The organism is Rhodococcus sp. IEGM 1307, from assembly GCF_030056915.1.
GTDB lineage: Bacteria > Actinomycetota > Actinomycetes > Mycobacteriales > Mycobacteriaceae > Rhodococcus_F > Rhodococcus_F opacus_D.
Genome location: NZ_JASHKW010000019.1, coordinates 76,796 through 101,474 on the forward strand (window position 1 = coordinate 76,796; position 24,679 = coordinate 101,474).

The 24,679-nt window shown below is 68.6% G+C and carries 25 protein-coding genes; 15 read left to right on the forward strand and 10 right to left on the reverse strand.

The features are described 5' to 3' along the window. The first annotated feature begins 87 nt into the window (after positions 1-87). Entirely contained in the window at positions 88-465 is a 378-nt protein-coding gene (locus QM841_RS30740; RefSeq protein WP_009477597.1) for a VOC family protein, read from the forward strand. Between the two features lie 28 nt (positions 466-493). Here QM841_RS30740 and dmpG read toward each other — a convergent pair whose 3' ends face one another. From dmpG to QM841_RS30755, 3 genes are read right to left on the reverse strand one after another with little or no spacing between them, the layout of a single operon-like run. Continuing rightward, positions 494-1,540: a 4-hydroxy-2-oxovalerate aldolase gene (gene dmpG, locus QM841_RS30745; RefSeq protein WP_283334966.1), complete on the reverse strand. Its 1,047-nt coding sequence runs from the start codon at positions 1,538-1,540 to the stop codon at positions 494-496. Positions 1,541-1,584: 44 nt separating this feature from the next. Further along, positions 1,585-2,487 carry an acetaldehyde dehydrogenase (acetylating) gene (locus QM841_RS30750; protein ID WP_009477595.1) on the reverse strand — a complete coding sequence of 301 codons (903 nt, stop codon included), beginning with the start codon at positions 2,485-2,487 and terminating at the stop codon, positions 1,585-1,587. 10 nt (positions 2,488-2,497) lie between these two features. After that, entirely contained in the window at positions 2,498-3,283 is a 786-nt protein-coding gene (locus tag QM841_RS30755; RefSeq protein ID WP_283334896.1) for a 2-keto-4-pentenoate hydratase, read from the reverse strand. 147 nt (positions 3,284-3,430) lie between these two features. On the opposite strand from QM841_RS30755, the gene kstD reads away from it, so the two are divergent. The 3 genes from kstD to QM841_RS30770 all read left to right on the forward strand — a co-directional run bounded on the left by kstD (position 3,431) and on the right by QM841_RS30770 (position 6,704). After that, on the forward strand, positions 3,431-5,149 hold the full coding sequence (gene kstD, locus QM841_RS30760; RefSeq protein ID WP_280779028.1) for a 3-oxosteroid 1-dehydrogenase: 1,719 nt from the start codon (positions 3,431-3,433) through the stop codon (positions 5,147-5,149). Continuing rightward, complete coding sequence (chsH3, locus tag QM841_RS30765) at positions 5,139-6,005, forward strand: enoyl-CoA hydratase ChsH3 (protein ID WP_280779029.1); 867 nt, start codon at positions 5,139-5,141, stop codon at positions 6,003-6,005. Before kstD ends, chsH3 begins: the two co-directional genes overlap by 11 nt. A gap of 198 nt (positions 6,006-6,203) precedes the next feature. Further along, positions 6,204-6,704 (forward strand): NlpC/P60 family protein, encoded by a 501-nt coding sequence (locus tag QM841_RS30770; RefSeq protein WP_280779184.1) that lies wholly within the window; start codon positions 6,204-6,206, stop codon positions 6,702-6,704. Here the strand turns inward: QM841_RS30770 and QM841_RS30775 are convergent. From QM841_RS30775 to QM841_RS30795, 5 genes are read right to left on the reverse strand one after another with little or no spacing between them, the layout of a single operon-like run. Beyond that, positions 6,683-7,009: a hypothetical protein gene (locus QM841_RS30775; RefSeq protein WP_283334897.1), complete on the reverse strand. Its 327-nt coding sequence runs from the start codon at positions 7,007-7,009 to the stop codon at positions 6,683-6,685. The two genes, QM841_RS30770 and QM841_RS30775, sit on opposite strands and share 22 nt — an antisense overlap. After that, positions 7,006-8,229 (reverse strand): DUF58 domain-containing protein, encoded by a 1,224-nt coding sequence (locus tag QM841_RS30780; protein ID WP_283334898.1) that lies wholly within the window; start codon positions 8,227-8,229, stop codon positions 7,006-7,008. Before QM841_RS30780 ends, QM841_RS30775 begins: the two co-directional genes overlap by 4 nt. Next, a complete protein-coding gene (locus QM841_RS30785; RefSeq protein ID WP_005263839.1) occupies positions 8,226-9,182 on the reverse strand; it encodes an AAA family ATPase in 957 nt (318 codons plus the stop codon). Before QM841_RS30785 ends, QM841_RS30780 begins: the two co-directional genes overlap by 4 nt. Then, positions 9,179-9,661 (reverse strand): hypothetical protein, encoded by a 483-nt coding sequence (locus QM841_RS30790; protein ID WP_280779032.1) that lies wholly within the window; start codon positions 9,659-9,661, stop codon positions 9,179-9,181. Before QM841_RS30790 ends, QM841_RS30785 begins: the two co-directional genes overlap by 4 nt. Then, positions 9,643-10,617, reverse strand: coding sequence for a DUF4129 domain-containing protein (locus tag QM841_RS30795; protein ID WP_349307432.1), 975 nt, complete (start codon positions 10,615-10,617; stop codon positions 9,643-9,645). The genes QM841_RS30790 and QM841_RS30795 overlap by 19 nt, the downstream gene beginning before the upstream one ends. Positions 10,618-10,732: 115 nt before the next feature. Here QM841_RS30795 and QM841_RS30800 point away from each other — a divergent pair, with 115 nt between their 5' ends. Beyond that, a complete protein-coding gene (locus QM841_RS30800; RefSeq protein ID WP_283334900.1) occupies positions 10,733-12,049 on the forward strand; it encodes a TrpB-like pyridoxal phosphate-dependent enzyme in 1,317 nt (438 codons plus the stop codon). A 43-nt stretch (positions 12,050-12,092) separates the two neighbouring features. Here QM841_RS30800 and zapE read toward each other — a convergent pair whose 3' ends face one another. Continuing rightward, on the reverse strand, positions 12,093-13,010 hold the full coding sequence (gene zapE, locus QM841_RS30805; protein ID WP_349307434.1) for a cell division protein ZapE: 918 nt from the start codon (positions 13,008-13,010) through the stop codon (positions 12,093-12,095). A 78-nt stretch (positions 13,011-13,088) separates the two neighbouring features. Between zapE and QM841_RS30810 the strand changes: the two genes are divergently transcribed. The 6 genes from QM841_RS30810 (at position 13,089) to QM841_RS30835 (ending at position 19,316) form a co-directional block, all read left to right on the forward strand. Further along, on the forward strand, positions 13,089-13,667 hold the full coding sequence (locus QM841_RS30810) for a TetR/AcrR family transcriptional regulator (RefSeq protein WP_283334902.1): 579 nt from the start codon (positions 13,089-13,091) through the stop codon (positions 13,665-13,667). Positions 13,668-13,728: 61 nt separating this feature from the next. Further along, positions 13,729-14,976, forward strand: coding sequence for a DUF6986 family protein (locus tag QM841_RS30815; RefSeq protein ID WP_283334903.1), 1,248 nt, complete (start codon positions 13,729-13,731; stop codon positions 14,974-14,976). Positions 14,977-15,203: 227 nt separating this feature from the next. Then, complete coding sequence (gene puuE, locus QM841_RS30820) at positions 15,204-16,136, forward strand: allantoinase PuuE (RefSeq protein WP_283334904.1); 933 nt, start codon at positions 15,204-15,206, stop codon at positions 16,134-16,136. 10 nt (positions 16,137-16,146) lie between these two features. Continuing rightward, positions 16,147-16,860 (forward strand): GntR family transcriptional regulator, encoded by a 714-nt coding sequence (locus QM841_RS30825; protein WP_283334905.1) that lies wholly within the window; start codon positions 16,147-16,149, stop codon positions 16,858-16,860. 178 nt (positions 16,861-17,038) lie between these two features. After that, positions 17,039-18,577 (forward strand): NCS1 family nucleobase:cation symporter-1, encoded by a 1,539-nt coding sequence (locus QM841_RS30830; RefSeq protein WP_283334906.1) that lies wholly within the window; start codon positions 17,039-17,041, stop codon positions 18,575-18,577. Between the two features lie 10 nt (positions 18,578-18,587). Further along, positions 18,588-19,316 (forward strand): aspartate/glutamate racemase family protein, encoded by a 729-nt coding sequence (locus QM841_RS30835; RefSeq protein ID WP_105420930.1) that lies wholly within the window; start codon positions 18,588-18,590, stop codon positions 19,314-19,316. A 3-nt stretch (positions 19,317-19,319) separates the two neighbouring features. On the opposite strand, the gene QM841_RS30840 is transcribed toward QM841_RS30835, so the two are convergent. Beyond that, complete coding sequence (locus QM841_RS30840) at positions 19,320-19,883, reverse strand: helix-turn-helix domain-containing protein (protein WP_280779044.1); 564 nt, start codon at positions 19,881-19,883, stop codon at positions 19,320-19,322. A gap of 141 nt (positions 19,884-20,024) precedes the next feature. On the opposite strand from QM841_RS30840, the gene QM841_RS30845 reads away from it, so the two are divergent. From QM841_RS30845 to QM841_RS30860, 4 genes are all read left to right on the forward strand, one after another. Next, positions 20,025-21,407: a uracil-xanthine permease family protein gene (locus tag QM841_RS30845; RefSeq protein WP_283334907.1), complete on the forward strand. Its 1,383-nt coding sequence runs from the start codon at positions 20,025-20,027 to the stop codon at positions 21,405-21,407. Beyond that, complete coding sequence (locus QM841_RS30850; RefSeq protein ID WP_283334908.1) at positions 21,388-22,452, forward strand: isopenicillin N synthase family dioxygenase; 1,065 nt, start codon at positions 21,388-21,390, stop codon at positions 22,450-22,452. The genes QM841_RS30845 and QM841_RS30850 overlap by 20 nt, the downstream gene beginning before the upstream one ends. Next, the gene (locus QM841_RS30855; RefSeq protein ID WP_283334909.1) at positions 22,449-23,216 is read left to right on the forward strand and encodes an alpha/beta fold hydrolase; all 768 of its coding nucleotides are present in this window, start codon (positions 22,449-22,451) and stop codon (positions 23,214-23,216) included. Before QM841_RS30850 ends, QM841_RS30855 begins: the two co-directional genes overlap by 4 nt. Before the next feature lie 120 nt (positions 23,217-23,336). Then, entirely contained in the window at positions 23,337-24,656 is a 1,320-nt protein-coding gene (locus QM841_RS30860; protein WP_283334910.1) for an amidohydrolase family protein, read from the forward strand. The last annotated feature ends 23 nt before the right edge of the window (positions 24,657-24,679 follow it).

Here is a 24,679-nt window from a genome sequence, read left to right on the forward strand (position 1 = left end):
GCAGTCAGGCTGCACGGATGTCACATTGGGCGCTTAGGCTGGATGTGCCGTCGGATTCGGCGGTTCCAGCCGAACCGGAGGCGTGCCATGACAGGCCGAATCGTGCACTTCGAGATCCCCTTCGACGACGGTGACCGCGCACGAGCGTTCTATCGGGACGCATTCGGGTGGGCCATCGCCGAGATCCCCGACATGGACTACAGCATGGTCACCACCGGACCTGTCGGTGAGAGCGGCATGCCCGACGAACCCGGTTACATCAACGGCGGCATGATGCAGCGCGGGGAGGTGACCACTCCCGTGGTCACCGTCGACGTCGAGAGCATCGAATCCGCCCTCGAAAGGATCGAATCCCTCGGTGGCAAGACCGTCACCGGCCGGACCCCCGTCGGGAACATGGGATTCGCCGCGTACTTCACCGACTCCGAGGGCAACGTCGTCGGGCTGTGGGAGACCGCCCGCTGACCTGTGAGTACTTATCAACCGCCCGACGTTAAGAAGTACTCACGGGCGGCGCAGCCGCAGCCCGCTCGCGCTGCAGTTCGAGCGCGATGTCGATGAGCTGGTCTTCCTGGCCGCCGACGAGCTTGCGCTTGCCGGCGCGGACGAGGAGTTCGGCGGACGAGACGCCGTACCGTTCGGCCTGGCGTTCGGCGTGCTTGAGGAAGCTCGAGTAGACGCCGGCGTACCCCATCATCAGCGCCTGGCGGTCGAGGAGGCATTCGGCGGGCATCGCCGGACGCACCACGTCCTCGGCGGCGTCGGCGATCGCGAAGAAGTCGATCCCCGTCTTGACGCCGATCTTGTCGCACACGCCGACGAACGCCTCGACCGGCGCGTTACCGGCGCCGGCGCCGAATCGTCGTGTGCTGCCGTCGATCTGCTTTGCACCTGCCCGCACGGCGGCGATCGAGTTGGCCACACCGAGTCCGAGGTTCTCGTGACCGTGGAAACCCACCTGTGCGTCCGAGCCGAGTTCCTGCACCAGCGCCTCGACGCGGTCCGACACCTGCTCGAGCACGAGCGCGCCTGCGGAGTCGACGACGTACACGCACTGGCAGCCCGCGTCGGCCATGATGCGGGCCTGCTTGGCGAGCTTTTCCGGTGCGATCGAGTGCGCCATCATCAGGAAGCCGACGGTCTCGAGACCGCGGTCGCGAGCCAGCCCGAAGTGCTGGATGGACACGTCCGCCTCGGTGCAGTGCGTGGCGATGCGGCAGATCGAGGCGCCGTTGTCCTGGGCGACGATGATGTCGTCCTTGATGCCGAGCCCCGGCAGCATGAGGAAGGCGATCTTCGCGTTCTTCGCCGTGTCGACGGCGATCGAGATGAGTTCCTGCTCCGGGACCTTGGAGAACCCGTAGTTGAACGAGGACCCACCCAGTCCGTCGCCGTGCGTCACCTCGATGACCGGGACCCCGGCGTTGTCGAGCGCACCGACGATGGCCCGGACCTCCTCACCGGTGAACTGGTGCCGCTTGTGGTGCGAACCGTCCCGCAGGGAGGTGTCGGTGACGCGGATGTCCCAGCTGCTGCTCATATTTCCCGTCGCTTCGCTCGCCCCGTCGAAATGAACCATTGTGCTCATGCCTCCACACTCAGGAGCTTCTGGGCGATCTCCTCGCCCACCTTGGTTGCCGCTGCGGTCATGATGTCGAGGTTGCCCGCGTACGGGGGCAGGAAGTCGCCTGCGCCCTCGACCTCGACGAACGTGGTGACCGTCGCCTGCCCGCCGGACACGACGCTCGGGTCGTCGAATTGCGGTTCGTTGAGCAGCCGGTAGCCGGGGACGTACTGCTGGATGTCCGCGACTACGCGGTGGATGGAGTCGGTGATGGCGGCGCGGTCGGCGTCCTCGGGGATCGCGCAGAAGATCGTGTCGCGCATGATCATCGGCGGGTCGGCCGGGTTGAGGATGATGATGGCCTTGCCGCGCTGCGCTCCGCCGATGGTCTCGATGCCGCGGCTGGTGGTCTTGGTGAACTCGTCGATGTTGGCGCGGGTGCCCGGGCCTGCGGAGACGGACGCCACCGACGCGACGATCTCGGCGTACGGCACGTCGACGACGCGGGAGACGGCGTACACGATCGGGATCGTGGCCTGCCCTCCGCACGTGATCATGTTGACGTTGGGGGCGCCGAGGTGTTCGCGCAGGTTCGCCGGTGGGACCACGGCGGGTCCTACGGCGGCGGGTGTCAGGTCGACGGCGCGGATGCCGGCGGCCTCGTACCGCGGTGCTGCCTCCCGATGCACGTACGCGGACGTGGCCTCGAAGACGAGATCGGGTTTCTCCGGCTGGTTCAGCAACCAGTCGACACCCTCGGCAGACGTTTCCAGTCCCAACTTGCGGGCCCGCGCCAGGCCTTCGCTCTCGGGGTCGATCCCGATCATCCACCGGGGTTCGAGCCACTCGGATCGCTGCAGCTTGTAGAGCAGGTCGGTGCTGATGTTGCCCGAACCGACGATCGCCACACTTGCCTTGGTCATGAACAAACTCCTACTTGAACTGCAGGGATACGGAGCCGAGCCCACTGAACTCGGCGCGGAAGTGATCGCCCGGGTGCGCGTCGATGGCGCGGGTGCACGAGCCGGGCAGCACGATGTCGCCGGCCTTCAACCGGACGCCGAAGCTCTCGACCTTCTGCGCGAGCCAGGCGACGGCCGTCACCGGGTTGCCGAGCACGGCGTCGCTGCGTCCCTCGGCCTTGGTCTCGCCGTTACTGGTCAGAACGGCGTCGATGGACTTGATGTCGATGTCCTCGGGCCGCACCCGGTTCTTGCCGAGCACGAACCCGGCGGACGAGGCGTTGTCGGCGATCGTGTCCGGCAGCGTGATCTTCCAGTCGGTGATCCGGCTGTCGATCAGCTCGATGGACGGTGCGAACGCCACGGTGGCGTCCAGGACGTCCTGCTCGGTGCAGCCTGCGCCGGGGAGGTCGGCGCCCAGCACGAATGCGACCTCGACCTCGACGCGCGGGAAGCATAACCGCGCCGTGTCGACGGGCTGGTCCTCGAAGACCTCCATGTCGGCGAGCAGGTGGCCGTAGTCGGGTTCGTCGACGCCCATCATCTGCTGCATGGCGAGGGACGACAGGCCGACCTTGTGCCCGACGACCTTCGCGCCGTCCTGCAACCGGCGGCGGATGTTGATCAGCTGGATCTCGTAGGCGTCGACGACGTCGATGTCGGGGTGGTCCGCGGTCAGGGGGCCGATGGGAGCGCGGCCACGTTCCGCGGCGTCGAGCTGATTCGCCAACTCGGTGCGTAGTTGCGTCGAGAGCATGGTTGAGGACCTTCCCTGAAGTTCGTTTGCGTGCGCACGCCCACCGGTTTCCACTGCAACGTGTTTCGTTCTTGTTTGTTGGCGTCAGTAATACTTCCTGGCAGAAAGGATGGACTGACAACCCCATCATTCTATAACGTGTTCTACATGAGCAAGCACGAATACGACATCGTGGTCGTCGGTAGCGGTGCCGGTGGAATGACCGCGGCCCTCACCGCGGCCCACAAGGGACTCAGCGTCGTCATCCTCGAAAAGGCGCCGCACTTCGGCGGCTCCACCGCACGCTCCGGCGGTGGCGTGTGGATCCCGAACAACGAGGCGCTGATCGCCGCGGGGGTCGAGGACACCACAGACGCCGCGCGGACCTACCTGCACAGCATCATCGGCGACGTCGTCCCGAAGGACCGGATCGACGCCTACATCGACCGCGGCCCCGAGATGCTGTCGTTCGTGCTGAAGAACAGCCCACTGAAACTGCAGTGGGTGCCCGAATACTCCGACTACTACCCCGAGGCCCCCGGCGGACGGCTCGGCGGACGGTCCGTCGAGCCGACACCGTTCGACGGCAGGAAACTCGGCGCCGACCTCGCGCAGCTCGAACCCGATTACGTCAAGGCGCCGTCGAATTTCGTGATCACCCAGGCCGATTACCGCTGGCTCAACCTGCTGATGCGCAACCCGCGCGGTCCGCTGCGCGCAGCCCGGGTCGGCCTCCGCTTCCTCGGCGCCAAGCTCACCGGGAAGCGGCTGCTCGTCCGCGGTCAGGCGCTCGTCGCGGGACTGCAGGCCGGGCTGAAGGCCGCCGGCGTCCCGATCCTGCTCGACACCCCGCTCACCGACCTGTATGTGGAGGACGGCGTGGTCAAGGGCGTCAACGCCACGGTCGACGGACAGCCGCAGGTGTTCCGGGCACGCCGCGGCGTGGTGATCGCGTCGGGCGGTTTCGAGCACAACGACGAGGCCCGCAAGAAGTACCAGCGAGCACCGATCGGCACCGAATGGACCGTCGGCGCGAAGGCCAACACCGGCGACGGCATCTGGGCGGGCGAAAAGCTCGGCGCCGCGCTCGATCTGATGGAAGACGCCTGGTGGGGACCGTCCATCCCGCTCACCGGCGGCCCGTGGTTCGCGCTGTCCGAGCGGAGCCTGCCGGGCTGCATCATGATCAACGAATCCGGCAAGCGCTTCGTCAACGAATCCGCACCGTACGTCGAGGCGACGCACGCGATGTACGGCGGCACGCACGGCCAGGGCGACGGACCGGGCGAGAACGTTCCGTGCTGGCTCGTCCTCGACCAGCGTTACCGCGACCGGTACGCGTTCGCCGGAGTCACCCCACGGTCCCCGTTCCCCGGTCGCTGGCTGAAGGCCGGTGTCATCGTCAAGGCGGGCACCGTCGCCGAGCTGGCCGGGAAGATCGGCGTGCCGGTCGACGCGCTCACCGAAACGGTCTCACGTTTCAACACTTTCGCCCGCAACGGCAAGGACGAGGACTTCGGCCGTGGTGAGAGCGGGTACGACCACTACTACGGGGATCCCCGCAACAAGCCCAACCCGAGCCTCGGGGCGCTCGAGAAGGCGCCGTTCTTCGCCGTCAAGATGGTCCCGGGCGACCTCGGCACCAAGGGCGGTCTCCGCACCGACCGCAACGCCCGCGTGCTGCGGGAGGACGGCAGCACCATCGAGAACCTCTACGCGGTGGGCAATGCCAGCGGCCCGGTGATGGGCCACACCTACGCCGGACCCGGCGCAACCATCGGCCCGGCGATGACGTTCGGCTATCTCGCGGTACTCGATATCCTCGACAAGACCTCGCAGGCCGATTCCCCGACGTCACTCACCGGAGACACCACCAATGCCCATTGATCCGAACATCGCCATCGGAGCCGAACTGCCCGTTCAGGAGTTCTCCTGGACCAGTTCCGACGTGCAGCACTACCACCTCGCTCTCGGTGCCGGATCCCGTCCGCTGGACGAGAGGGAGTTGCGGTACCTGACCGACGGGAAGCCGCAGGTGCTCCCCACGTTCGCCACGGTGGCCGCGACTTTCCACGCCACCGAAGCCCCGCGAGTGTCGTTCCCGGGCGTCGAGATCGACCTCGCCAAGGTGGTACACGGCAGCCAGGAAGTGACCGTGCACCAGCCGATTCCCCCGGAGGGCAAGGCCCGCACCACCACCCGCATCGCCGAGGTGTGGGACAAGGGCAAGGCCGCCGTCATCGTGCAGGAGTCTACGACCACCGACCTCGACGGCACCCCCCTGTGGACCGGGCGGTCGTCCATCTTCGCCCGCGGGGAAGGCGGTTTCGGCGGTGAGCGCGGGCCGTCCCAGTCCGTCGAACTACCCGACCGGCCTGCCGACGTCGAGGTCGACACCCCCGTCCTTCCGCAGCAGGCGCTGATGTACCGGATGTGCGGCGACCGCAACCCCCTGCATTCCGACCCGAAGTTCGCTTCCGCCGCAGGGTTTCCCGCCCCGATCCTGCACGGCCTGTGCACCTACGGAATGGTGTGCAAAGCGGCCGTCGACGCAGTGCTCGACTCGGACGCGTCGCAGGTCGCGGGCTTCCGAGGGCGGTTCGCGGGCGTAGTTTTTCCCGGCGAGACGCTGCACACGCGGATCTGGCGGGACGAGGGCAGGCTCCTCATCTCGGCCACGGTTCCCGAGCGTGATCATGCTCCGGCCCTGGCCGACGTGGTGCTGACCCTGGCCCAGGGGTGACAGCTACCGACATTTGACCGAATGTGCCTAGTTCGGGCGGATATTCGCGAATATCAGGCACGATGCCGCAACACTTTGTACGCTTTCCGTGACCTCATCGAGACGTGTCAACCGATGGTCGGGGCGGTTCCACGGCTCTCCACGGGCAGTAGCGAACAAAGGGGGGACCTCGTGTCCCAGCGCAGACATCTCCGTCCCGTGCGGCGCGCCGCCGTTGCCGGTGCTCTCGCGTTCTGCGCGACCGCCCTCGTCGCTGTCCCCGCGAACGCCGCGCCCGTGGCGGGCAGTTCCGACAGCGGCAGCACCGGCGGCAGTTCGATGGGTTCGTCCGTTCTCCCGACACCCATTCCCACCCCGACCGGGCTGGCCGCGCTCGCGGCCGCGACGACCCAGACGGGCAAGCCCTATCTGTGGGGTGGAACGGGTCCGGACGCGTGGGACTGCTCGGGGCTGGTGCAGTGGGCATTCCGTCAGGCGGGGGTGAATCTGCCACGCACCACGTGGGAGCAGGCCGAGGTCGGCGCACCCATTCCGCTGTGGGCGCTGGCTCCCGGCGACATCGTGGTGCTCAACCCGGACGCGTCGCACATCGGTATCTACGCGGGCTTGGGCCAGGTCTTCAATGCGTACGGACGCGGCGTCCCCGTAGGTCTGGCGCCGCTGTCGCAGTTCCACATCTACAGCATCCGCCGGTTCTGACTCTCGGTCGTGCGCCTGCCGACGTACGGCCACACCGCGACGAGGAACAGCACCACCACCGCACCCGGCCCGAGCAGGGACGCCCACGCCGGCCCGTCCGGCAGTGTCGCTGCCAGACCGGCGGCGGCCGCCGTGACGACCGCGCCCAGCAGTAGCGTCGAGATTCCCGGTGCGAGGCCGGTGTACGCGACGAGCAACAGTGCCGTCGCGGCGACCCCCGCGGCGGCGGCCGCGAGCGCCGACGCGTCGCCCAGGACGAGCGCGGTCAACGCTGCCTGCACCGCGACCACCGCGACCCATCTCATCGGAGTGCCCCCGACGGCCGGCGGGCACGATCGGCGAGGGCCAGCGCCAGATCCAGTGCGGAATCGTCGTCCCACGCCACCACCGGAACACCGAGAACACCCATGTTCCGGTACATGTTCCGCCGCTCGAGCCGCCACATCCTGCCGGTCATCGCATCGAGTTCGTACTCGAACGGCGGGCCGCGCAGCACGTCGACTGCCACGACGACGTGACCGCGACGCCTCAACTCCAGCAGCGACAGCGCGAAGTTGGTGTCCAGCATGGTGGAGAACGCGATGACCACCGCCCGCGGCGGCAACGCGACCCGGGGGACGAGTGTGCCTTCGGCGGCGCCGTCGTCGGAGTCGAGGACGGTGTCGAGGATTCGGTAGAACTGCCTGCGTCCGATGTCGGCGCCGAGCCATCGCAGCCGGAGCCCATGGGCGACGACCCCGGCGCGGTCGCCGCGCTGCAGGGCCGTCTGCACCACCTGCGTGGCCCCGCGCACGGTCCGGTGCAGGCTCTCCGACGCCGGGCCCGGTGCCTGCGGGGTGGTGTCGAGTACGGCCACGACGTCCGCGGCGCGGTCCATGATCCGTTCAGTGACGTGCAACCGGCCGCGCCGGGCACTCACCGGCCAGTTGACGCTGCGCAACGGATCCCCCGGCGCGTGCGGCCGGATGTCCCCGAACTCGACGCCCGAACCGAATCGGCGGGTGCGGTGCGCGCCGATCCGGTCCGGAAGTGTGGCGTGGGGCAACGGAGTCGGCATCGGCGGCGCCAACGGGAAAACTCGCAGTTCCGCAACGGGAACCGGCAGCGACGCCGTGAGCAGGCCGCCGCCTGCACGTGCCGTGACCGTCAGTGCGGGTTCGTACCGGCCCCACCGGTCCGCCGATACCACGTAGTCGCCGTCGCCGATCTGCTCGACCGTGTAGCCGTCGGACGGCGTAGGTGCCACCTCGAGTTCCGCCGCACCACCGCAGACCGTCACGTCCACCGAGAAGTGCACGGACTCGGATTCGAAACACCGCAGCATGCGCGCCGACGCCTCGACGCGGATGCCGGTGGCCGGACGGGGCAACCACGTCACCGTGCCGAGCGCTCCCAGCATCGGGGCGGCGAACACGATCAGTTCCCACCACCGCCCCACGACACCCGCCGTCAGCGCCACGGCCGCGCAGGTCGTCAGTGCGAGGGCTGCCGGCGACGCCCGCCACGTCAACTGGTGCTCCGTCATCGGGCCCTCGGCGCGGGGAGACGGCGCAACAGTTCCGCGAGGACGTCGTCGCTGCGGATGCGGCGCACCCACATCTCCGGTCGCAGGCTGATGCGATGCGCGACAGCGGGAACGGCCAGGGCCTTGATGTCCTCGGGTATGACGAAGTCGCGGCCCGAGAGCAGGGCGCGCGCCCGCGCGAGCTGTACGAGGTCGAGTTCCGCGCGGGGGCTGGCCCCGACCTCCACCTGGGGGTGATGCCGGGTGGCGTTCGCGAGCGCGACGACATACCCGAGGACGTCGTGATGAACACTGACCTGCTCGAGCGATTCGCGCATCGCCAGGAGGTCGGCCGCATCGACCACCTGCTCGACGACGACGGCGGCGGATCCCCGGTCGAGGCGCCGGCGCAGCATCTCGTGCTCATCGGTCTCGGTGAGGTACCCCAGTCGCAGGCGGAGCGCGAACCGGTCCAGCTGCGCCTCGGGTAGCGGGTAGGTGCCCTCGTACTCGATGGGGTTGTCGGTGGCGAGCACGATGAAGGGACGCGGCAGGATCCGGGTGGTGCCGTCGACGCTGACCTGCCCCTCCGCCATCGCCTCGAGCAGTGCGGCCTGGGTCTTGGGCGGGGTGCGGTTGATCTCGTCGGCGAGGAGCAGGTTGGTGAAGATCGGGCCCGGACGAAATTCGAAGCGACCCGACGGCATGTCGTAGATGGTGGCGCCGAGCAGGTCGGCGGGCAGCAGGTCGGGGGTGAACTGGACCCGCGTGAAGTCCAGCCCGAGCGCGGCAGCGAACGATCGTGCCACCAAAGTCTTTCCGAGCCCGGGCAGATCCTCGATGAGCACGTGCCCGCCGGCGAGTACCGCGAGCAGGATCGACGTGAGTTCGTCGTGCTTGCCGACCACCGCCCGTTCGACCTCCGCCAGCACCGCGTGGGCGCGCGCGGTGGTGACCTCGGCGGGCATCGTCACAGCTGCTCCAGCCGTTGCAGGATCCGGTCGAGCACGTCCCGGCCCGGACCGGGTGCGGCCCTGTCGGAGCGCTGCACGCACTCGGGATCGACCCACTGCCACAAGTCGCCGAAGAACACCTCACCCGCGGCCGCGGTGTCGGCGGGGTCGAGTCCCTGCCGGTGTCCGGTGGACTGCTGGAACTCGCGCGCCAGGAGCGGACGCAGATGGTGGTCCCAGTCGCCGCGCGTGCCGTCCGCCCAGCTGATCAGTGATTCCGTCCGCGCCATCCAGCGGGCGGTCGCCTCGGCTCGTTCGGCCTCCGTGCCCAGCGGCTGGTCGTCGACGTCCCCGGGTGCCAGGCGTCGTCGAATCTCGAAGAGCACCAGCGCGGTCACCGCTCCCGCGACCAGTACGGCCGCGCTGTACCGGCCGGCGGCAACCAGCGGGACCTCCACGGCCAGCACGGCCCCGACACCGGCTACGGCGACGGCGAGCACGCGTCGCTCCCCAGGTCGTCGAGCACGCGCCGGAGCAGATCGGCGGCCTCGTCACGGTGCTGTTCGCCCATCGGATGCAGGCTGAACCGCGCCTCGGAGAACAGCCGCACCAGCGGCGCCGCCGCCTCGAAGCGCAGCGCTCCGAGTTGCACTGCGCGAGCCAGCACTTCGGATGGGGTGTCCGACTCCCGCGGTTCGGCGCCCGGCGCCTCGCGCAGCGCATCCTCCATGGCGGCGTAACTGGCGATGATGGCCTCACGCGGCGGCAGGCTCGGGGCCACGACCACGGCGAGACCTTCCTCCGCCGCCCGGGCCAGCGACTGCGAGGCAGCCGGATCGTCGGGGGAACTCGCGGCGGTCCAGCCGCCGACCCGGGCCCGGAGGGGGCGCCGGGCCACGGCGCCGAGGATCAGCACGGTCACCAGTATCGGACCGGCAATCGCTGCCGCGGTCCACAATTCCGTCAGATCCTCGCGGGCCTCGTCCACCATGTCGGGCGGTGGGCGTGTGTCGGCGGGCACGGACGCGTCGGTTCGGTCGGCCCCGTCGTCGGTGGTCGGGCTTGCCGTCGACCGCTGACGGTCGAGCGGCTCGTCACCGCCGACGGACCCGAGGAGGAATGCCGCGGTCACGAGAAGCGCGGCGAACGCCGCCCATCCGAGAATGTGCCGGCGCGAGACCGAGGACCCGGTGTTTCCGGTGAGCCCGACCGGCGGCGGGTCGGGTGCGACCCTCGGCCGACCGCTGCGAAAGGCGGACGCGAGCGCCACCACCGCGACGACGACGGCGATCGCCGAGAGGATGATGAGAGCGCGCGTCGCACCTGCGCCCGGCTCCGACGGTGTCGCGGGGGTGTCGGGCGCGGGGACCACCCGGACGGCAAGGGTGACCGTCACGACGGCCGCCAGCAGGGCGACCGTGTGGACGACCCTGCTTCGCACGCGACGGTCCGGCATCCTCACTCCCGAGTTGCCCCTCCATCGTGACACGCGGGGACCGGGAAAATCACCCGTTCACGGCGGCGGACAGCGCAGCATGTTCGGGACGTATCCATCCACGAAGGAGTTCTACTTGACCACGTCCCCGGTAACCGGAGCCGAACTGGCTCGATCGCTGGAACCTCTGGGGGTTGCGGTCCCCTCGGCCGTACCCACGCACTGGTACAACCTTGCCGCCGATCTTCCGGAACCCGTTCCGCCGCATCTGCATCCCGGCACACGTGAGCCACTCGGACCGGAAGACCTGGCACCGCTGTTCCCCGCGAGCCTGATCGAGCAGGAGGTCGCGACGGAACGGTACATCGAGATCCCCGAGACGGTCCGCGAGATCTACGGCATGTGGCGGCCGTCGCCGCTGGTGCGCGCACGCCGCCTCGAGCGGGTGCTCGGCACACCGGCACGGATCTACTACAAGTACGAGGGTGTCAGCCCGGTCGGATCGCACAAGCCGAACACGGCTGTGGCACAGGCCTATTACAACGCACTCGAGGGCACCACCAAGCTCACCACCGAGACCGGCGCGGGTCAGTGGGGCGCGTCGCTGTCGTTCGCCGGCGCCCTGCTCGGCCTCGAGGTGGAGGTCTGGCAGGTTCGCGCTTCGTTCGACGCCAAGCCGTACCGTCGACTCCAGATGGAGGCCTACGGCGGCATCTGTCATCCGTCGCCGTCCGACCTCACCGAAGCCGGCCGGGCCATCCTGGCCGAGCACCCCGACACCACCGGTTCGCTGGGCATGGCGATCAGCGAGGCCGTCGAGGTGGCCGCCAACGATCCCGGCGCGCACTACTCGCTGGGCAGCGTCCTCAACCACGTCATGCTCCACCAGACCGTGATCGGCCAGGAAGCGATGGTTCAGCTGGAGCAGGCGGGCGAGCCTGCCGCGCACACGGTATTCGGTTGCGCCGGCGGCGGTTCCAATCTCGCGGGCCTGACCTTCCCGTTCCTGGGTCGCAATCTGCGCGAGGGCACCACCACCCGCCTCGTCGCCTGCGAGCCTGCGGCGTGCCCGTCGCTCACACAGGGCGAATACCGCTACGACTTCGGCGACGTCGCCGGTCTGACGCCGCTGTTGAAGATGTACACGCTGGGCAACGACTTCGTTCCGCCCGCCATCCACGCGGGTGGCCTGCGGTACCACGGCATGTCGCCGATGGTCTCGCACGCCGTCGCCCTCGGGCTGATGGAGGCGACCGCGATCGAACAGGACGACGCACTCGCCGCGGGCCTGCTCTTCGCCCGCGCGGAAGGCATCATCCCGGCGCCGGAATCCACGCACGCCGTGGCCGCGGCCATCGAGCACGCCCGCACGGTCACCGAGCCGGAGGTCGTGGTCATCGGACTGTCCGGCAACGGCCAGCTGGACCTCCCCGCGTACAGCCGGTACGTCTGATCGATTCACCGAGGCAGACCCACGTACGGGTCTGCCTCGGTGGTCACCGGCTCAGCGTCGACAGCCTGCTCACCAGCCGGTCGAAGTCGAGGGTGTCGTCGAGCCCGGCGAACACGTCGTCCCACGAGGCTTCGGCCACCAGGGTCAGCGCGGTTCCCCGGTCGTACAGCACGTCGACGACGTTCGCGAACCGCCGCACGGTCTCCACGCCTGCCTCCCGCAATCGGGGCACACCGGTGACCACCCAGCATCCGAACCGCTCGGACAGGTCGAGGTAGTCGGCGGGTGCGGTCGGGGTGCCGCACAGCACCGCGAACTCGAACCAGACCGTGCGGTCCCGCACCGCGGAGGCCGTCACCGTGCGGGTCCCGACGGTCAAGGCGACGCGCTCGGACAGTGCCGGAGGCTCGGTGTCGGAGGCACGGACGAAACGTCCGGAAGCGAACCCGGCGTCCGCCGTGGCCACGGTGCGGTAGTCGACGGGACCGGCCACCCGCACGACGGTCAGATTCTGTTCCAGCACGGCGATCGACGGCGCGAACAGGTGATGGAACAGCGGATTCGGCAACAGCCCGTCCGGTGGATAGTTCGATGTGGCGACCAGCGTGATCCCGCGGGTGAACAGGACCTTCAGCAGTCGCGCGACCAGCATCGCGTCCCCGACGTCGTGCAGGTGGAACTCGTCGAAGCACAGCAGCCGGACATCCCCGAGTGCCGCGTCGATCGCGAGGTCGATGGACCTCAGCGCGTGCGCGTCGGCGTGGAGTCGGCGGAAGAACGAGTGGAAGTGCACGCGCCGCTTCGGGACCGCGGCCGACCCGTAGAAGCGGTCCATCAACCACGTCTTGCCACGTCCGACGGGCCCCCACAGGTACACGCCGCGAACTCCGGGCCTCCCCTGCCCCAGGCCCTCGGCGGTCTCGCGCAGGACGGCCGCGGCCGCGCGCTGCGCGTCGTCCAACAGAACCTCTACATCCACAGAGGAAACACTACGAATGTAGAGTCTCGGGCGACAAGCCGATGTGAGGAGGAAGACACCGTGCCCGAGCGGCGTGAGCAGATAGCCGACGCGGCGATCACGATCATCGCGCGCGAGGGCATCCGCGCGCTGACGCATCGGGCCGTCGACCGCGCACTGGATCTGCCGGGCGGGTCCACGTCCTACTACTTCCGCACCCGGCGAGCCCTGATCGAATCCGCCGTGCGCCGGCTCGCCGAACGCTCGCGGCAGGAATTCGCGACCACGACGGCCCCACCACTCGACCTCGCATCCGTCGCCGAGGGCGTGGCCCGGTCGCTGGACCGGCTGCTGCACACCCGCCACGACGACGTCGTCGCGCGGCACGCGCTGACCGTCGAACTGTCCGGTGACGCCGACCTGCACGCACTCCTCGCGACGTGCCTGTTCTCCCGTGCCCGCGCCACCGAAATGTTCGACGCTCTCGGCGTCGCCGACCCCGAGAACGCGGGCGCGGACTTCGTCAGCGTCGTCGAAGGCCTGGTCTTCGACCGTTTCGCAGGAGCCCGGTCACTCGACGGCATCGAGCCAGGCACCGATCGCAGCGTGCGGCAGCTGGCCCGCGCCGTCGAGTGGTATCTGCGCGGTGTGACGGCCTGAACGAACGCCACCCGGCGGGGTGTGGACGACGAGAATCCCGCGTTTCTGCCAAGATCGTGGCGTGAACCCCCAGTACCTCAGCCGTCTCCCCGACAGCGGTTTCGACCGCGTCGACGCACTCCTCGATCCCGTCGACACCGACCTCGCGGACGCCTTTCCGGGTGATCGGCAGCAACCGCAGCCCGTCCACACCGTCTACGTGAGTGCGGCGGACGCCGGACCGGACACCCCGAAAGTGTGGGGTGAGCAGGCTGTCGAACTGCTGGACAGGCACACGAATGCGCTGTCCGAAATCGGAACGACCGGTGCGCTTCCCGACGTCCGCGCGATGCTCGAGCACCGTCCGATCATGGATCTGCGGATCGATTTCGAGGACGGCTTCGGCTGGCGGAGCGACGACGTCGAGGACGCGGCCGCACTGGAGGCGGGACGCACGCTGCGACTGCTCTCGTCCGACCCGTCCGGCCCGCGGTCGCTGGGTATCCGCGCGAAGGGTCTGGCCCCGCACGAGCGCCGCCGCGGGATCCGGACGCTCGAACTCGTCCTCGAAGGCGCGGGTGGGGTTCCCGACGGCTTCGTGTTCACGGTGCCGAAACTGCGTGCGGCCCAGCAGGTCACCGCCGTCGTCGCGTTGTGCGAGGAACTCGAGCGCGCGTACGGGCTCCCTGACAGGTCGCTGCTCTTCGAGTTGCAGATCGAGAGCCCGCAGGCCGTGCTCGGACCCGACGGCACCGTGACCGTCGCGAAGGCCATCCACCTCGCGGACGGGCGCTGCACCGGATTGCACTACGGCACTTACGACTACAGCGCGGCCTGCGGAATCGCGTCCCGGTTCCAGTCGCTCGAGCACCCGGTGGCCGACCACGCCAAGTCCGTGATGCTGGTGGCGGCGGCCCAGACCGGGGTGTGGGTGTGCGACGGATCCACCCAGGTCATCCCGCAGGGCAGCGACGAGGAGATCCGCGCCGCGCTGGCCCGGCACTACCGACTCGTCACCCGCTCGCTCGAACGCGGGTACTACCAGGGATGGGACATGCATCCCGGGCACCTGATCACCCGCTGGCTCGCGACGTTCGACTTCTACCGCGCCGCGCTGCCCGCCGCGGCCACCCGCGTGCAGGCGTACCTCGACCGCCAGGGTGGCGGGGTGATGGACGAACCGGCGACCGCACAGGCCCTCGCGACGGTGATCCTGCGGGGACTGGCGTGCGGCGCGTTCGACGAGGACGCCGTCCGCGCGCAGGCCCCCGGATGCACGGTGGACACCCTGCGCGACCTCCTCACCCGGGCGGTGGTTCCGGGGAGCTGAGCACCTCGCCGCGCACGAGGACCGCCCGCAGCACCCACTCCGACGCCCTACACTTGCCCCCACGCCGATCAGGAGGTAGCCGCACCCGTGAGCCCGAACACCTTGACCGCGCCCAGGTTCCACAGTCCGCCCCCGGGCGAGGCGAGCGTCCGCGAACGGGACGGCGGCACGGCGCGGTTACGCCTGTGGGGTTCCCTGACCGAGGCCGGTCGGGCAGGCTTGGCATCATGACCCACGGTTTCGACTCCAGCTACCCACGCGACCTGGTCGGATACGGGCAGCACCCGCCCGATCCGCAGTGGCCGGGCGGCGCGAAGATCGCCGTCCAGTTCGTCCTCAACTACGAGGAGGGCGCCGAGAACAACGTGCTCCACGGCGACGAGGCGTCGGAGACGTTCCTGTCCGAGATGGTCGGGGCCCAGCCGTTCCCGAACCGGCACATGAGCATGGAATCGATCTACGAATACGGGTCCCGCGCCGGACTGTGGAGGGTGCTCCGGGCGTTCGAGCGACGAGGGCTCCCGCTCACGATCTTCGCGGTGGCGAAGGCGATGCAGCGGAACCCCGAGGCCGTCAGTGCCTTTCGCGAACTCGGACACGAGATCGCCTGCCACGGTCTGTGGTGGAAGTCGTACCAACTCTCCGACGAGGACGCCGAGCGCAAGGACCTGGCCGAGGCCGTGGAGATCCTGCGCGGCCTCACCGGCGAGGCACCGCTGGGCTGGTACACCGGCCGCGACTCCCCGCTCACCCGGCAGCTGGTCGTCGAGCACGGCGGCTTCGAGTACGACTCCGATTCGTACGCCGACGACCTCCCGTACTGGGTGAAGGTCGATGCCCTCGGGAAGGGCCTCGTCGACCACCTGGTGGTGCCTTACACCCTCGACACCAACGACATGCGGTTCGCGTCGCCCGGCGGTTTCCCGAGCGGCGAGCAGTTCTTCGCGCACCTGCGGGACGCCTTCGACGTCCTGTACGCGGAGGGAACGGCCGGGGCGCCGAAGATGCTGTCCGTGGGTCTGCACTGCCGCATCGTCGGCAGGCCCGCCCGCACCGCGGCGCTGGAACGTTTCCTCGATCACGTGCAGTCCCACGACGACGTGTGGGTCGCCCGGCGCATCGAGATCGCCCGCCACTGGCGCGCCGTACACCCCGCCTGAGGACGGACCGATGCCCCCGCGACGACCGTCGATGCTGGTCACGAACCTGGCCAACCGAGATCCCGGCAGCTCTCAGACCGTGATCCTGGAGGAGTTGCGCCGGGTGATCCTCAGCGGCGGCGCCCCGCCCGGCACCCCGATCCCGGTGGACGAGGTGGCCGAGCACTTCGGCGTCAGCCGTATCCCGATCCGGGAGTCGCTGAAGACGCTGATCGGCGAGGGGCTCGTCGACCACCGGGCCAACGCCGGGTACACGGTCGCCCGGCTGACCGTCGACGAACTCGAGGAGCTCTACCTGGTGCGGGGCGTCCTCGAGTCGGCGGCGCACTCCGTGGCGGTCACCCTCGCCGACGAGGCCGACGACGTCCGGGCCCGGGAGGCGTACGCGGCACTCGACCGCTCGGTTCTCGAGGACGATCTGACCGCGTACCACCGGGAGAGCCGCAACTTCCACCTGGCCCTGGCGTCGCCCTGCCGGATGCAGCGACTGCTGCACATGTTCGAATCGGCGTGGAACATCACCGAGCCGGTGCAGCCGATGTCGCAGGTCGGGACGCCGGCGCGGCTGCAGCTCCACCTCGGGCACCGGGACATGCTGGCGGCGTTCCTCGCCCGCGACGCCGCGGCGTTGAAGGCGGCCACCGACCGGCACAACGAACAACTCGACACGGTGATCGCCGCCCTCCCCACGGACACCGGAATCTTCCGGGACACGCCCGGGTAAGCCGTCCGGCAAGATATATTCTCAGCTCGCACCGGCGCCGGCGAGAATATATCTTCGCCGTCACAGGCAGGAAATATCCGAAAACTACTTTTGCTCCCAGCACTTCGGTGGTGTGCTTTTCACCGAGGCACCCTTACGTCGACGCAGTCGTGTCCGTACTGCACCAGGGAGCGAAACGATGACTCAGACAGCGCCCTCCAACGAGGGGGAAACCGTCCCCGGTGCACACCTGGCCGGCGCCGGGCTGATCAAGCCCGGCTATCACCCGAGACTCACCAACGACGATCTCGCGCCGCTGAAGACGCAGTCGTGGTCGTCCTACAACATCTTCGCGTTCTGGATGTCCGACGTGCACAGCGTCGGCGGCTACGTCACCGCGGGCAGCCTGTTCGCGCTCGGGCTGACCAGCTGGCAGGTCCTCGTCGCGCTGGTGGTCGGCATCGCGATCGTCAACGTGTTCGCGAACCTGGTGGCCAAGCCCAGCCAGGTCACCGGTGTCCCCTACCCGGTCATGTGCCGCAGCGCCTTCGGCGTTCTGGGCGCCAACGTCCCGGCCATCATCCGCGGTCTCATCGCGGTGGCCTGGTACGGAATCCAGACGTACCTGGCGTCGCATGCGTTCGTGATCCTCGGCCTGAAGATCTGGCCGGGTCTGGCGCCCTGGGCGGACGTGCACGAGCACGGATTCCTGGGACTGTCGGCGCTCGGCTGGGCCGGGTTCATGACGATGTGGGTGCTGCAGGCGCTGGTCTTCTGGCGCGGCATGGAGAGCATCCGCAAGTTCATCGACTTCTGCGGTCCCGCGGTCTACGTGGTGATGCTGATGCTCGCGATCTATCTGATCAGCGAGGCCGGATGGTCGAACATCAGCCTGAACCTCGGCGAGGTGAACTACACCGGCTGGTCCGCTGTGCCTGTGGTGCTGGGCGCGATCGCCCTTGTCGTGTCGTACTTCTCGGGCCCGATGCTCAACTTCGGCGACTTCTCCCGGTACGGCAAGACGTTCGGCGCGGTCAAGCGCGGCAACTTCCTCGGCCTCCCGGTGAACTTCCTGTTCTTCTCGATCCTCACCGTCGTCACCGCCTCCGCGACCCTGCCCGTGTACGGCCGTCTGATCACCGATCCCGTCGAGACGGTCGCGCAGATGGACAACCTGTTCGCCGTCGTCCTCGGCCTCCTCACCTTCATCGTCGCCACCATCGGGATCAACATCGTCGCCAACTTCGTCTCCCCGGCCTTCGACTTCTCCCACGTCAGCCCGCAGCGCATCAGCTGGCGTACGGGCGGAATGATCGCCGCCGTCGGATCCGTCCTGATCACACCGTGGAACCTGTACAACAACCCCGAGGTGATCCACTACACGCTCGAGACGCTGGGGGCATTCATCGGACCGCTGTTCGGAATCCTCATCGCGGACTACTACCTGGTGCGCAGGCAGCGGGTGATCCTGGACGACATGTTCACCATGTCCGAGAGCGGAACATACTGGTACAAGAAGGGTTACAACCCGGCGGCGATCATCTCCACCGTCATCGGAGCCCTGGTCGCGATGATTCCCGTGATCCTCAAGGCCCAGCCGTTCGGACTCGACGTCTGGGGCATGGCGGGTGCGGCCCAGTACTCGTGGTTCCTCGGCATGGGTGTCGGATTCGTCTGCTACCTCGGGTTGTCCGCCGGCGCCCGCCGTGCGAATCGCACGGCCCCGATCGAAGCGTAGGTCGACGAACGTGCACATCAAGATCATCAATCCCAATACCACCCAGTCGATGACCGACAAGATCGGCGACTGCGCGCGCTCCGTCGCGGGGCCGGGGACGCTCGTCGAGGCGGTGAGCCCGCAGATGGGTCCCGCGTCGATCGAGAGCCATTACGACGAAGCACTCAGCGTCCCCGGGCTTCTCGAGGAGATCGCACGTGGCGAGGCGGCCGGCGTGGACGGCTACGTGATCGCCTGCTTCGGCGACCCCGGCCTCGACGCCGCCCGTGAGCTGGCCTCCGGGCCCGTCCTCGGGATCGCCGAGGCGGCCATGCACGCCGCGAGCTTCCTCGGCCGCGGGTTCAGCGTCGTCACGACGCTGGGACGAACCCGGGGCCGGGCCTGGGAACTGGCCGAACGGTATGGGATGCAACGCTTCTGCCTCGGTGTGCACGCGTGCGAGATCGCCGTCCTCGACCTCGACCGCGATCCGGACGCGGTGAAGGTGATCACCGAGGCCTGCCGCGTCGCCCTCGACCGGGACGGTTCGGACGGGATCGTGCTGGGGTGCGCAGGCATGGCGGACCTGTGCGCCGTCATCTCAGCGGAACTCGGGGTGCCGGTCGTCGACGGCGTGGCGGCGGCCACCCTCATGGTGCAGTCCCTCGTGACGCTCGGTTTGCGAACCGGCGCGGGCGGAGAGTTCGCGGCTCCCCTGCCCAAGAAGTACACCGGACTGCTCGAGGGTTTCGGCCGCTGACGGTCAGAAGGACGGCGGGGTGCTCGTGATGAGGAACCGTGCCGGTTCCGCGGCGTCGTTGAACCACCGGTGCGGCACGGTGGCCGGGTAGTACAGAGTGTCTCCCTTGTCGAGCACGTAACTCTCCTCGACGCCCACTTCCACGCGCACGCTGCCGTCGATGACGTAGATGAACTCCTCGCCGGCGTGTTCGGTGTGCTCGCCGGCCTGCGAACCCGGTTGCGCTGTCACCTCGTTCGGTTCCATCGCGCGCACGCCCGTGGAGCAGAAGCGGAGCACGGCGCCGTCCGACAGCGCGAAGCGTCTGCCCTCGCGGCTGCGCACGAGGCTGGTCGGCGTCCGCGCGCCCTGTTCGAGCAGGGCGTGTGCCGTGGTTCCCAGCACCTGGGCCACCCGGTGCAGATTCATGACGCTCGGCACCGAGTGGCCGTTCTCGGCCTGACTCAGGAACGGCTGCGACAGTCCCGTTTTGGCCGCCACATCGCGCAGGGTCAGTCCCGCGTCTCGCCGGGCCGATCTGATCGCGGTGCCGATGGCGACGGCCAGTAGGTGTTGATCCTCGTCCATGAGGCGAACGCTAGCACCGTGTTTCGCGGAATCCGCGACTGATAACACGGACGAAACGAAATTGACCCTGCTTAGTAAAGATTGGCGTGCTCAATAGAACGTGAACTCGAACGCTCCCTTCACTCGGACGGAGATCGACCCATGTCCTTCCACGCAGTCGACCAGCGCCTGCCCTTGGTGCGGCAGGCGGCCTTCGGTCTGCAGCACGTGCTCATCATGTACACCGGCTGCATCACCGTTCCGCTGGTCTTCGGTGCCGCAGTAGGACTCGACAAGTCCACCGTCGCGTTGCTGATCAGCGCCGACCTTCTGATCGCCGGCATCATCACGATCATCCAGAGCCTCGGAGTGGGGAAGCTGGCGGGCGCACGGCTGCCGATCGTCTGCGGCGCCACGTTCGCCGGGCTGACTCCGATGATCCTCATCGCCGAGGAATACGGACTGCAGGCGGTGTACGGCTCGATGCTCGCAGGCGGCCTCGTCGGACTCGCCCTCGCCGTACCCTTCGCGCGGCTGATCCGGTTCTTCCCACCGCTGGTCACCGGTGTCGTCCTGACCGTCGTCGGCATCTCCCTGATCGGCGTCGCCGCCGGCCTGATCGTCGGAAACGATCCGACGGCAGACACTTTCGCAGATCCCGGCAACATCATGCTCGCCGGTGTCGTCGTGCTCGTCGCGATCGCCTTCCTCTGCCTCGGCCGCGGGATCTGGACCCAACTCGGCGTGCTCCTCGCCCTCGTGATCGGCACGCTCGTCGCGATTCCGATGGGCCTGATCGACTTGGGCGGCGTCTCCGGCAGCCCCTGGTTCGGCATCACCGCCCCGTTCCACTTCGGGGCACCGGAGTTCCCGATCACGGCGGTGGTGGCGATGAGCATCGTGATGGCCGTGGTGTTCGCGGAGTCGACGGCGAGCATGCTGGCCCTCGGCGAGATCACCGGAAAGCCGCTCACCAAGGGCGACGTGGCCCGCGGCCTCGTCGGCGATGCGCTGTCCGGCGTACTCGGCGGCATCTTCAACGCGTTCGTCGACACGATCTTCACGCAGAACGTCGGAGCCGTCGCCACCACCCGCGTCCACAGCCGGTACGTGACGGCCACCAGCGGTGCGATCCTGATCGTCCTCGGACTGATCCCGAAGATGGGCACCGTCGTCGCGGCCCTGCCCGCGCCGGTCGTCGGCGGTGTCGGCATCATCCTGTTCTCGACGGTCGCGGTGGTGGGGATGAACACCCTCCGCAAGGTGGATCTCAGCGACCGGATCAACACCACCATCGTCGCGGTGTCGGTGGGCATCGGCCTGCTCCCCGAGTTCGCCGAGGGCATGTTCGAGCACTTCAACTCGTCCGCCCAGATCCTGCTCGGCAGCGGCATCACACTCGCCGCCATCTCCGCGTTCTCCCTGAACCTGCTGTTCAACCACACCCGGATCGGCGCCGCCGCGCGCGCCGCCTCCGCACCCGTCATTGCGGCCGACCCCGTTCCCCCGACCTCCGAGGAGCCGCATGTTGCCGCCCGTGCCTGAGCCGTTCGACGTCCCCGTCATCGACATCACCCCGTACGTGACCGGCGGGTCCGACACGGAACGCGCCCGGGTGGCGCGCGAAATCGACTCGGCCTGCGCCACCGTCGGATTCATCCAGATCCTCGGTCACGGCATCCCCGAACCGGTGATCGCGGGACTCGCCGGCGCCGTCGACGACTTCTTCGCGCTGCCCCTGGAGACGAAGAAGACGTATCGCGTGGAGGGCGCCAACCGCGGGTACAGCCCGCCGAAGAGCGAGTCGCTCAGCCTGAGTCTGGGCGTCGAATCGGCCACCCGGATGAACGACTTCTTCGAGGCCTACAACGTCGGAACGGAGGCCCGGTCGTTCCCGGACCTGGACCTGTCCGAGGCCGACTACGGACTGAACGTGTGGCCCGAGGTGCCCTCCTTCACCGACTCCGTCCAGGAGTACTACGCGCACGGCGAACGCGTCGCCCGCACCCTGACGCGGATCTTCGCCGACGCCCTTGGGCTCGATCCGGGTTTCTTCACCGCCCTGACCGACCATTCCATCGACGTCCTCCGCATGAACAACTACGCGCTGCCGGAAGGCAGTGTCACCCTGGACGGCGAACTGACCGGCATGGGTGAGCACACCGACTTCGGACTGGTCACGGTGCTGTGGGCCGACCGGGTGGCCGGGCTGCAGGTCCTCGGACGCGACGAGCGCTGGCACGATGTGAGCCCCGCGGAAGGCGCACTGCTCGTCAACGTCGGCGACCTCACCGCCCGGCTCACGAACGACCGGTGGATGTCGACGCTGCACCGGGTTACTCCGCCCGTCGTCGACGGAACGATCACGCGCCGCCGATCGGCGGCGTTCTTCCACGACGGCAACGTCGACGCGGTGATCGCGACCCTGCCGGGACTGTGCGAAAACGCCGACGACGGGTACGCGCCGGTGACGGTCCGTGAGCACATCAAGGCGAAACTGGCGGGTTCCCGTCACGGCAAGAAGAACACCGCAGCGGGGCGGGAGACCGAGCGGGTTCTCGCCGCCGCAGAACGGGCGGCCGCCCGGTGAACCGTGGGCACGTCGTATTGATTCACGGCGCGTGGGCGGGCAGCTGGGTGTGGGACACACTTCTGGAGCCGTTGCGCGACACCGGGTACGAGCCGCACCCGCTCACCCTTCCCGGCGTGGGGAGCTGGCCGGACGGCGCGCGAACCGATCTGGATGACGTCACGGATGTGGCGGTGGCACACATCGATTCGCTGGACGGGCCCGTGTTCGTGGTCGGCCACTCCGGAGGAGGCATCGTGGCCACCCAGGTGGCCGAGCGCCTTCCGCACCGGATCGCGGGTGTGGCGTACGTCGCCGGAATGATGCTGCCCTCGGGAATCAACTTCGGCGACCTCTGCGCAGACCTGCGTCTGCCGGAACCGGTCGGGATCTCGGCCTGGCTGGAGTCCACCCCCGACGGATCCGGGACCATTGTGCCGCCGGAAGCCGCGGCCGCCGTGTTCTTTCACGAAGCGTCGGCCGGTGATGCGATCACTGCTGCCCGAAAGCTGCTGCCGCAACTCGAGACTGCACGTCTCATGGCCCCGACGTGGACGCCGGAGCGGTTCGGCTCCGTCCCCCGCCTGTACGTGGAGGCGACGCTCGACCGTTCGGTGCCGCTCGTGACGCAGCGTGCGATGCAGGACCGGGTGCCGGGCGCGCGGGTGGTGACGCTGGACAGCGATCACGCCCCGCAACTGTCGGCGCGCGGGGCCCTGGTCACGGCACCCGTCGACTTCTGCGCCTCGGTTGTCGCGAGACCTGTTTCTGCACAGGAAATCTGATGGAAACACGATTCCGCTATATTTCGGGGCACATTGCCCATGGCTGAAACGAGCAATGTGCGAACCCGTGTCCGGCGGGCGCGAACCAGCCGCACTCCCGAGAACCCATGGAGGATGCGGATGCATGCCGATCTGATTTCCGATGTCACCGTCTACTCCAACGGCAGCTGGCTGCCGCACCGCGACGTCCTGATCGCCGACGGTCTGATCACCGAGATCCGCCCGACCGCTCCGGCACCGTCGGGGGCCACGGCCGTCGACGGTGCGGGGGCATATCTGATGCCCGGATTCGTCAACACCCACACCCACCTGCAGCAGTCGTTGATGCGCGGCATCGGCGAGGGGCAGCCGCTGCTCAGCTGGCTACTGACCGTCGGTGAGGAATCCGCGATCATCACCCCCGAGCGGGCGTATCTGGCCGCGGTCGCCGCGAGCCTCGACGCCCTGCGCAGCGGCACCACGGCGCTGGTCGAGCACATGTGGCCACATCCGTCTGCGGACGTGCACGACGCGGTGCTGCGCGCCCTGGAGGACACCGGGGTGCGGGCGCTCCTCGGTCGCGGAGTCGCGGACCGGGCGGACGTAACGCGCAAGTGGGGCGTCGACCCGCGCCTGCTGCAGCCGCTGGCCGGGGTGCTCGAGCACACCGACCAGCTGGTCAAGCAGGCCGACGGCACACGCGTCGCGGTCGGTCTGGCCGTCCCGAATCCCCGATCGCTGACCCCGGAGGGGATGGCAGCGGTGCGGCAATTCGCCGGCGAACGCGATATGACGGTGTCGATCCACCTGCTGGAGACGCCCACCGACGACGTGATGTGCCGTGAGCATGCCGGCGCAGGCGCGGTCGACTATCTCGACACGAACGGGTTCCTGTGGGACCGATTGCTCGCCGTGCACTGCTGCGAACTCGATGCCCACGGGCACGCGGTGCTGGCCCGCCGCGGTGTGGCCGTCTCGTACAACCCGATGAGCAACATGCGTCTCGGCAGCGGCGTCGCCCCCGTCCCGGAGATGCTCGAGGCGGGCATCGCGGTCGGGCTCGGCGTCGACGGCGCCGCCAGCAACGACACCCAGGACATGCTCGAAACGCTGCGCATGGGCGCCTACGTGCAGCGGGCCCACCGCAAGACGGCCGACCTGTTCGGATTCGACGCCATGATGGACCTCGCGACGAACGGCGCGAACGGGAATCTCGGTTTCGCGTCCCGCCCGGACGGTGTGGCCGTCGGCGGCGCAGCCGACCTGACCCTGATCCGCTTCGAGCGCGACTTCGGTTGCCTGCCGGTCCGCGACCCGGGGGCAACACTGTTGACCACCGGGAGCCGGCAGATCGTCGACACCGTCCTGGTCGACGGCGAAGTACTGATCCGGGACGGACACAGCACCAGGGTCGACGAAGCGGGGCTTATCGCCGAATTGACCGCCACCGGTGCGCCATAGTGGTAGCCAGAGGTACCGAAAAG

Coding starts and splice junctions, on each gene's coding strand:
- QM841_RS30740 (WP_009477597.1), top strand. CDS start 88: ATGACAGGCCGAATCGTGCACTTCGAGATCCCCTTCGACGACGGTGAC.
- dmpG (WP_283334966.1), bottom strand. CDS start 1,540: ATGAGCAGCAGCTGGGACATCCGCGTCACCGACACCTCCCTGCGGGAC.
- QM841_RS30750 (WP_009477595.1), bottom strand. CDS start 2,487: ATGACCAAGGCAAGTGTGGCGATCGTCGGTTCGGGCAACATCAGCACC.
- QM841_RS30755 (WP_283334896.1), bottom strand. CDS start 3,283: ATGCTCTCGACGCAACTACGCACCGAGTTGGCGAATCAGCTCGACGCC.
- kstD (WP_280779028.1), top strand. CDS start 3,431: ATGAGCAAGCACGAATACGACATCGTGGTCGTCGGTAGCGGTGCCGGT.
- chsH3 (WP_280779029.1), top strand. CDS start 5,139: ATGCCCATTGATCCGAACATCGCCATCGGAGCCGAACTGCCCGTTCAG.
- QM841_RS30775 (WP_283334897.1), bottom strand. CDS start 7,009: ATGAGATGGGTCGCGGTGGTCGCGGTGCAGGCAGCGTTGACCGCGCTC.
- QM841_RS30780 (WP_283334898.1), bottom strand. CDS start 8,229: ATGACGGAGCACCAGTTGACGTGGCGGGCGTCGCCGGCAGCCCTCGCA.
- QM841_RS30795 (WP_349307432.1), bottom strand. CDS start 10,617: ATGCCGGACCGTCGCGTGCGAAGCAGGGTCGTCCACACGGTCGCCCTG.
- puuE (WP_283334904.1), top strand. CDS start 15,204: ATGACCCACGGTTTCGACTCCAGCTACCCACGCGACCTGGTCGGATAC.
- QM841_RS30825 (WP_283334905.1), top strand. CDS start 16,147: ATGCCCCCGCGACGACCGTCGATGCTGGTCACGAACCTGGCCAACCGA.
- QM841_RS30830 (WP_283334906.1), top strand. CDS start 17,039: ATGACTCAGACAGCGCCCTCCAACGAGGGGGAAACCGTCCCCGGTGCA.
- QM841_RS30840 (WP_280779044.1), bottom strand. CDS start 19,883: ATGGACGAGGATCAACACCTACTGGCCGTCGCCATCGGCACCGCGATC.
- QM841_RS30845 (WP_283334907.1), top strand. CDS start 20,025: ATGTCCTTCCACGCAGTCGACCAGCGCCTGCCCTTGGTGCGGCAGGCG.
- QM841_RS30850 (WP_283334908.1), top strand. CDS start 21,388: ATGTTGCCGCCCGTGCCTGAGCCGTTCGACGTCCCCGTCATCGACATC.
- QM841_RS30860 (WP_283334910.1), top strand. CDS start 23,337: ATGCATGCCGATCTGATTTCCGATGTCACCGTCTACTCCAACGGCAGC.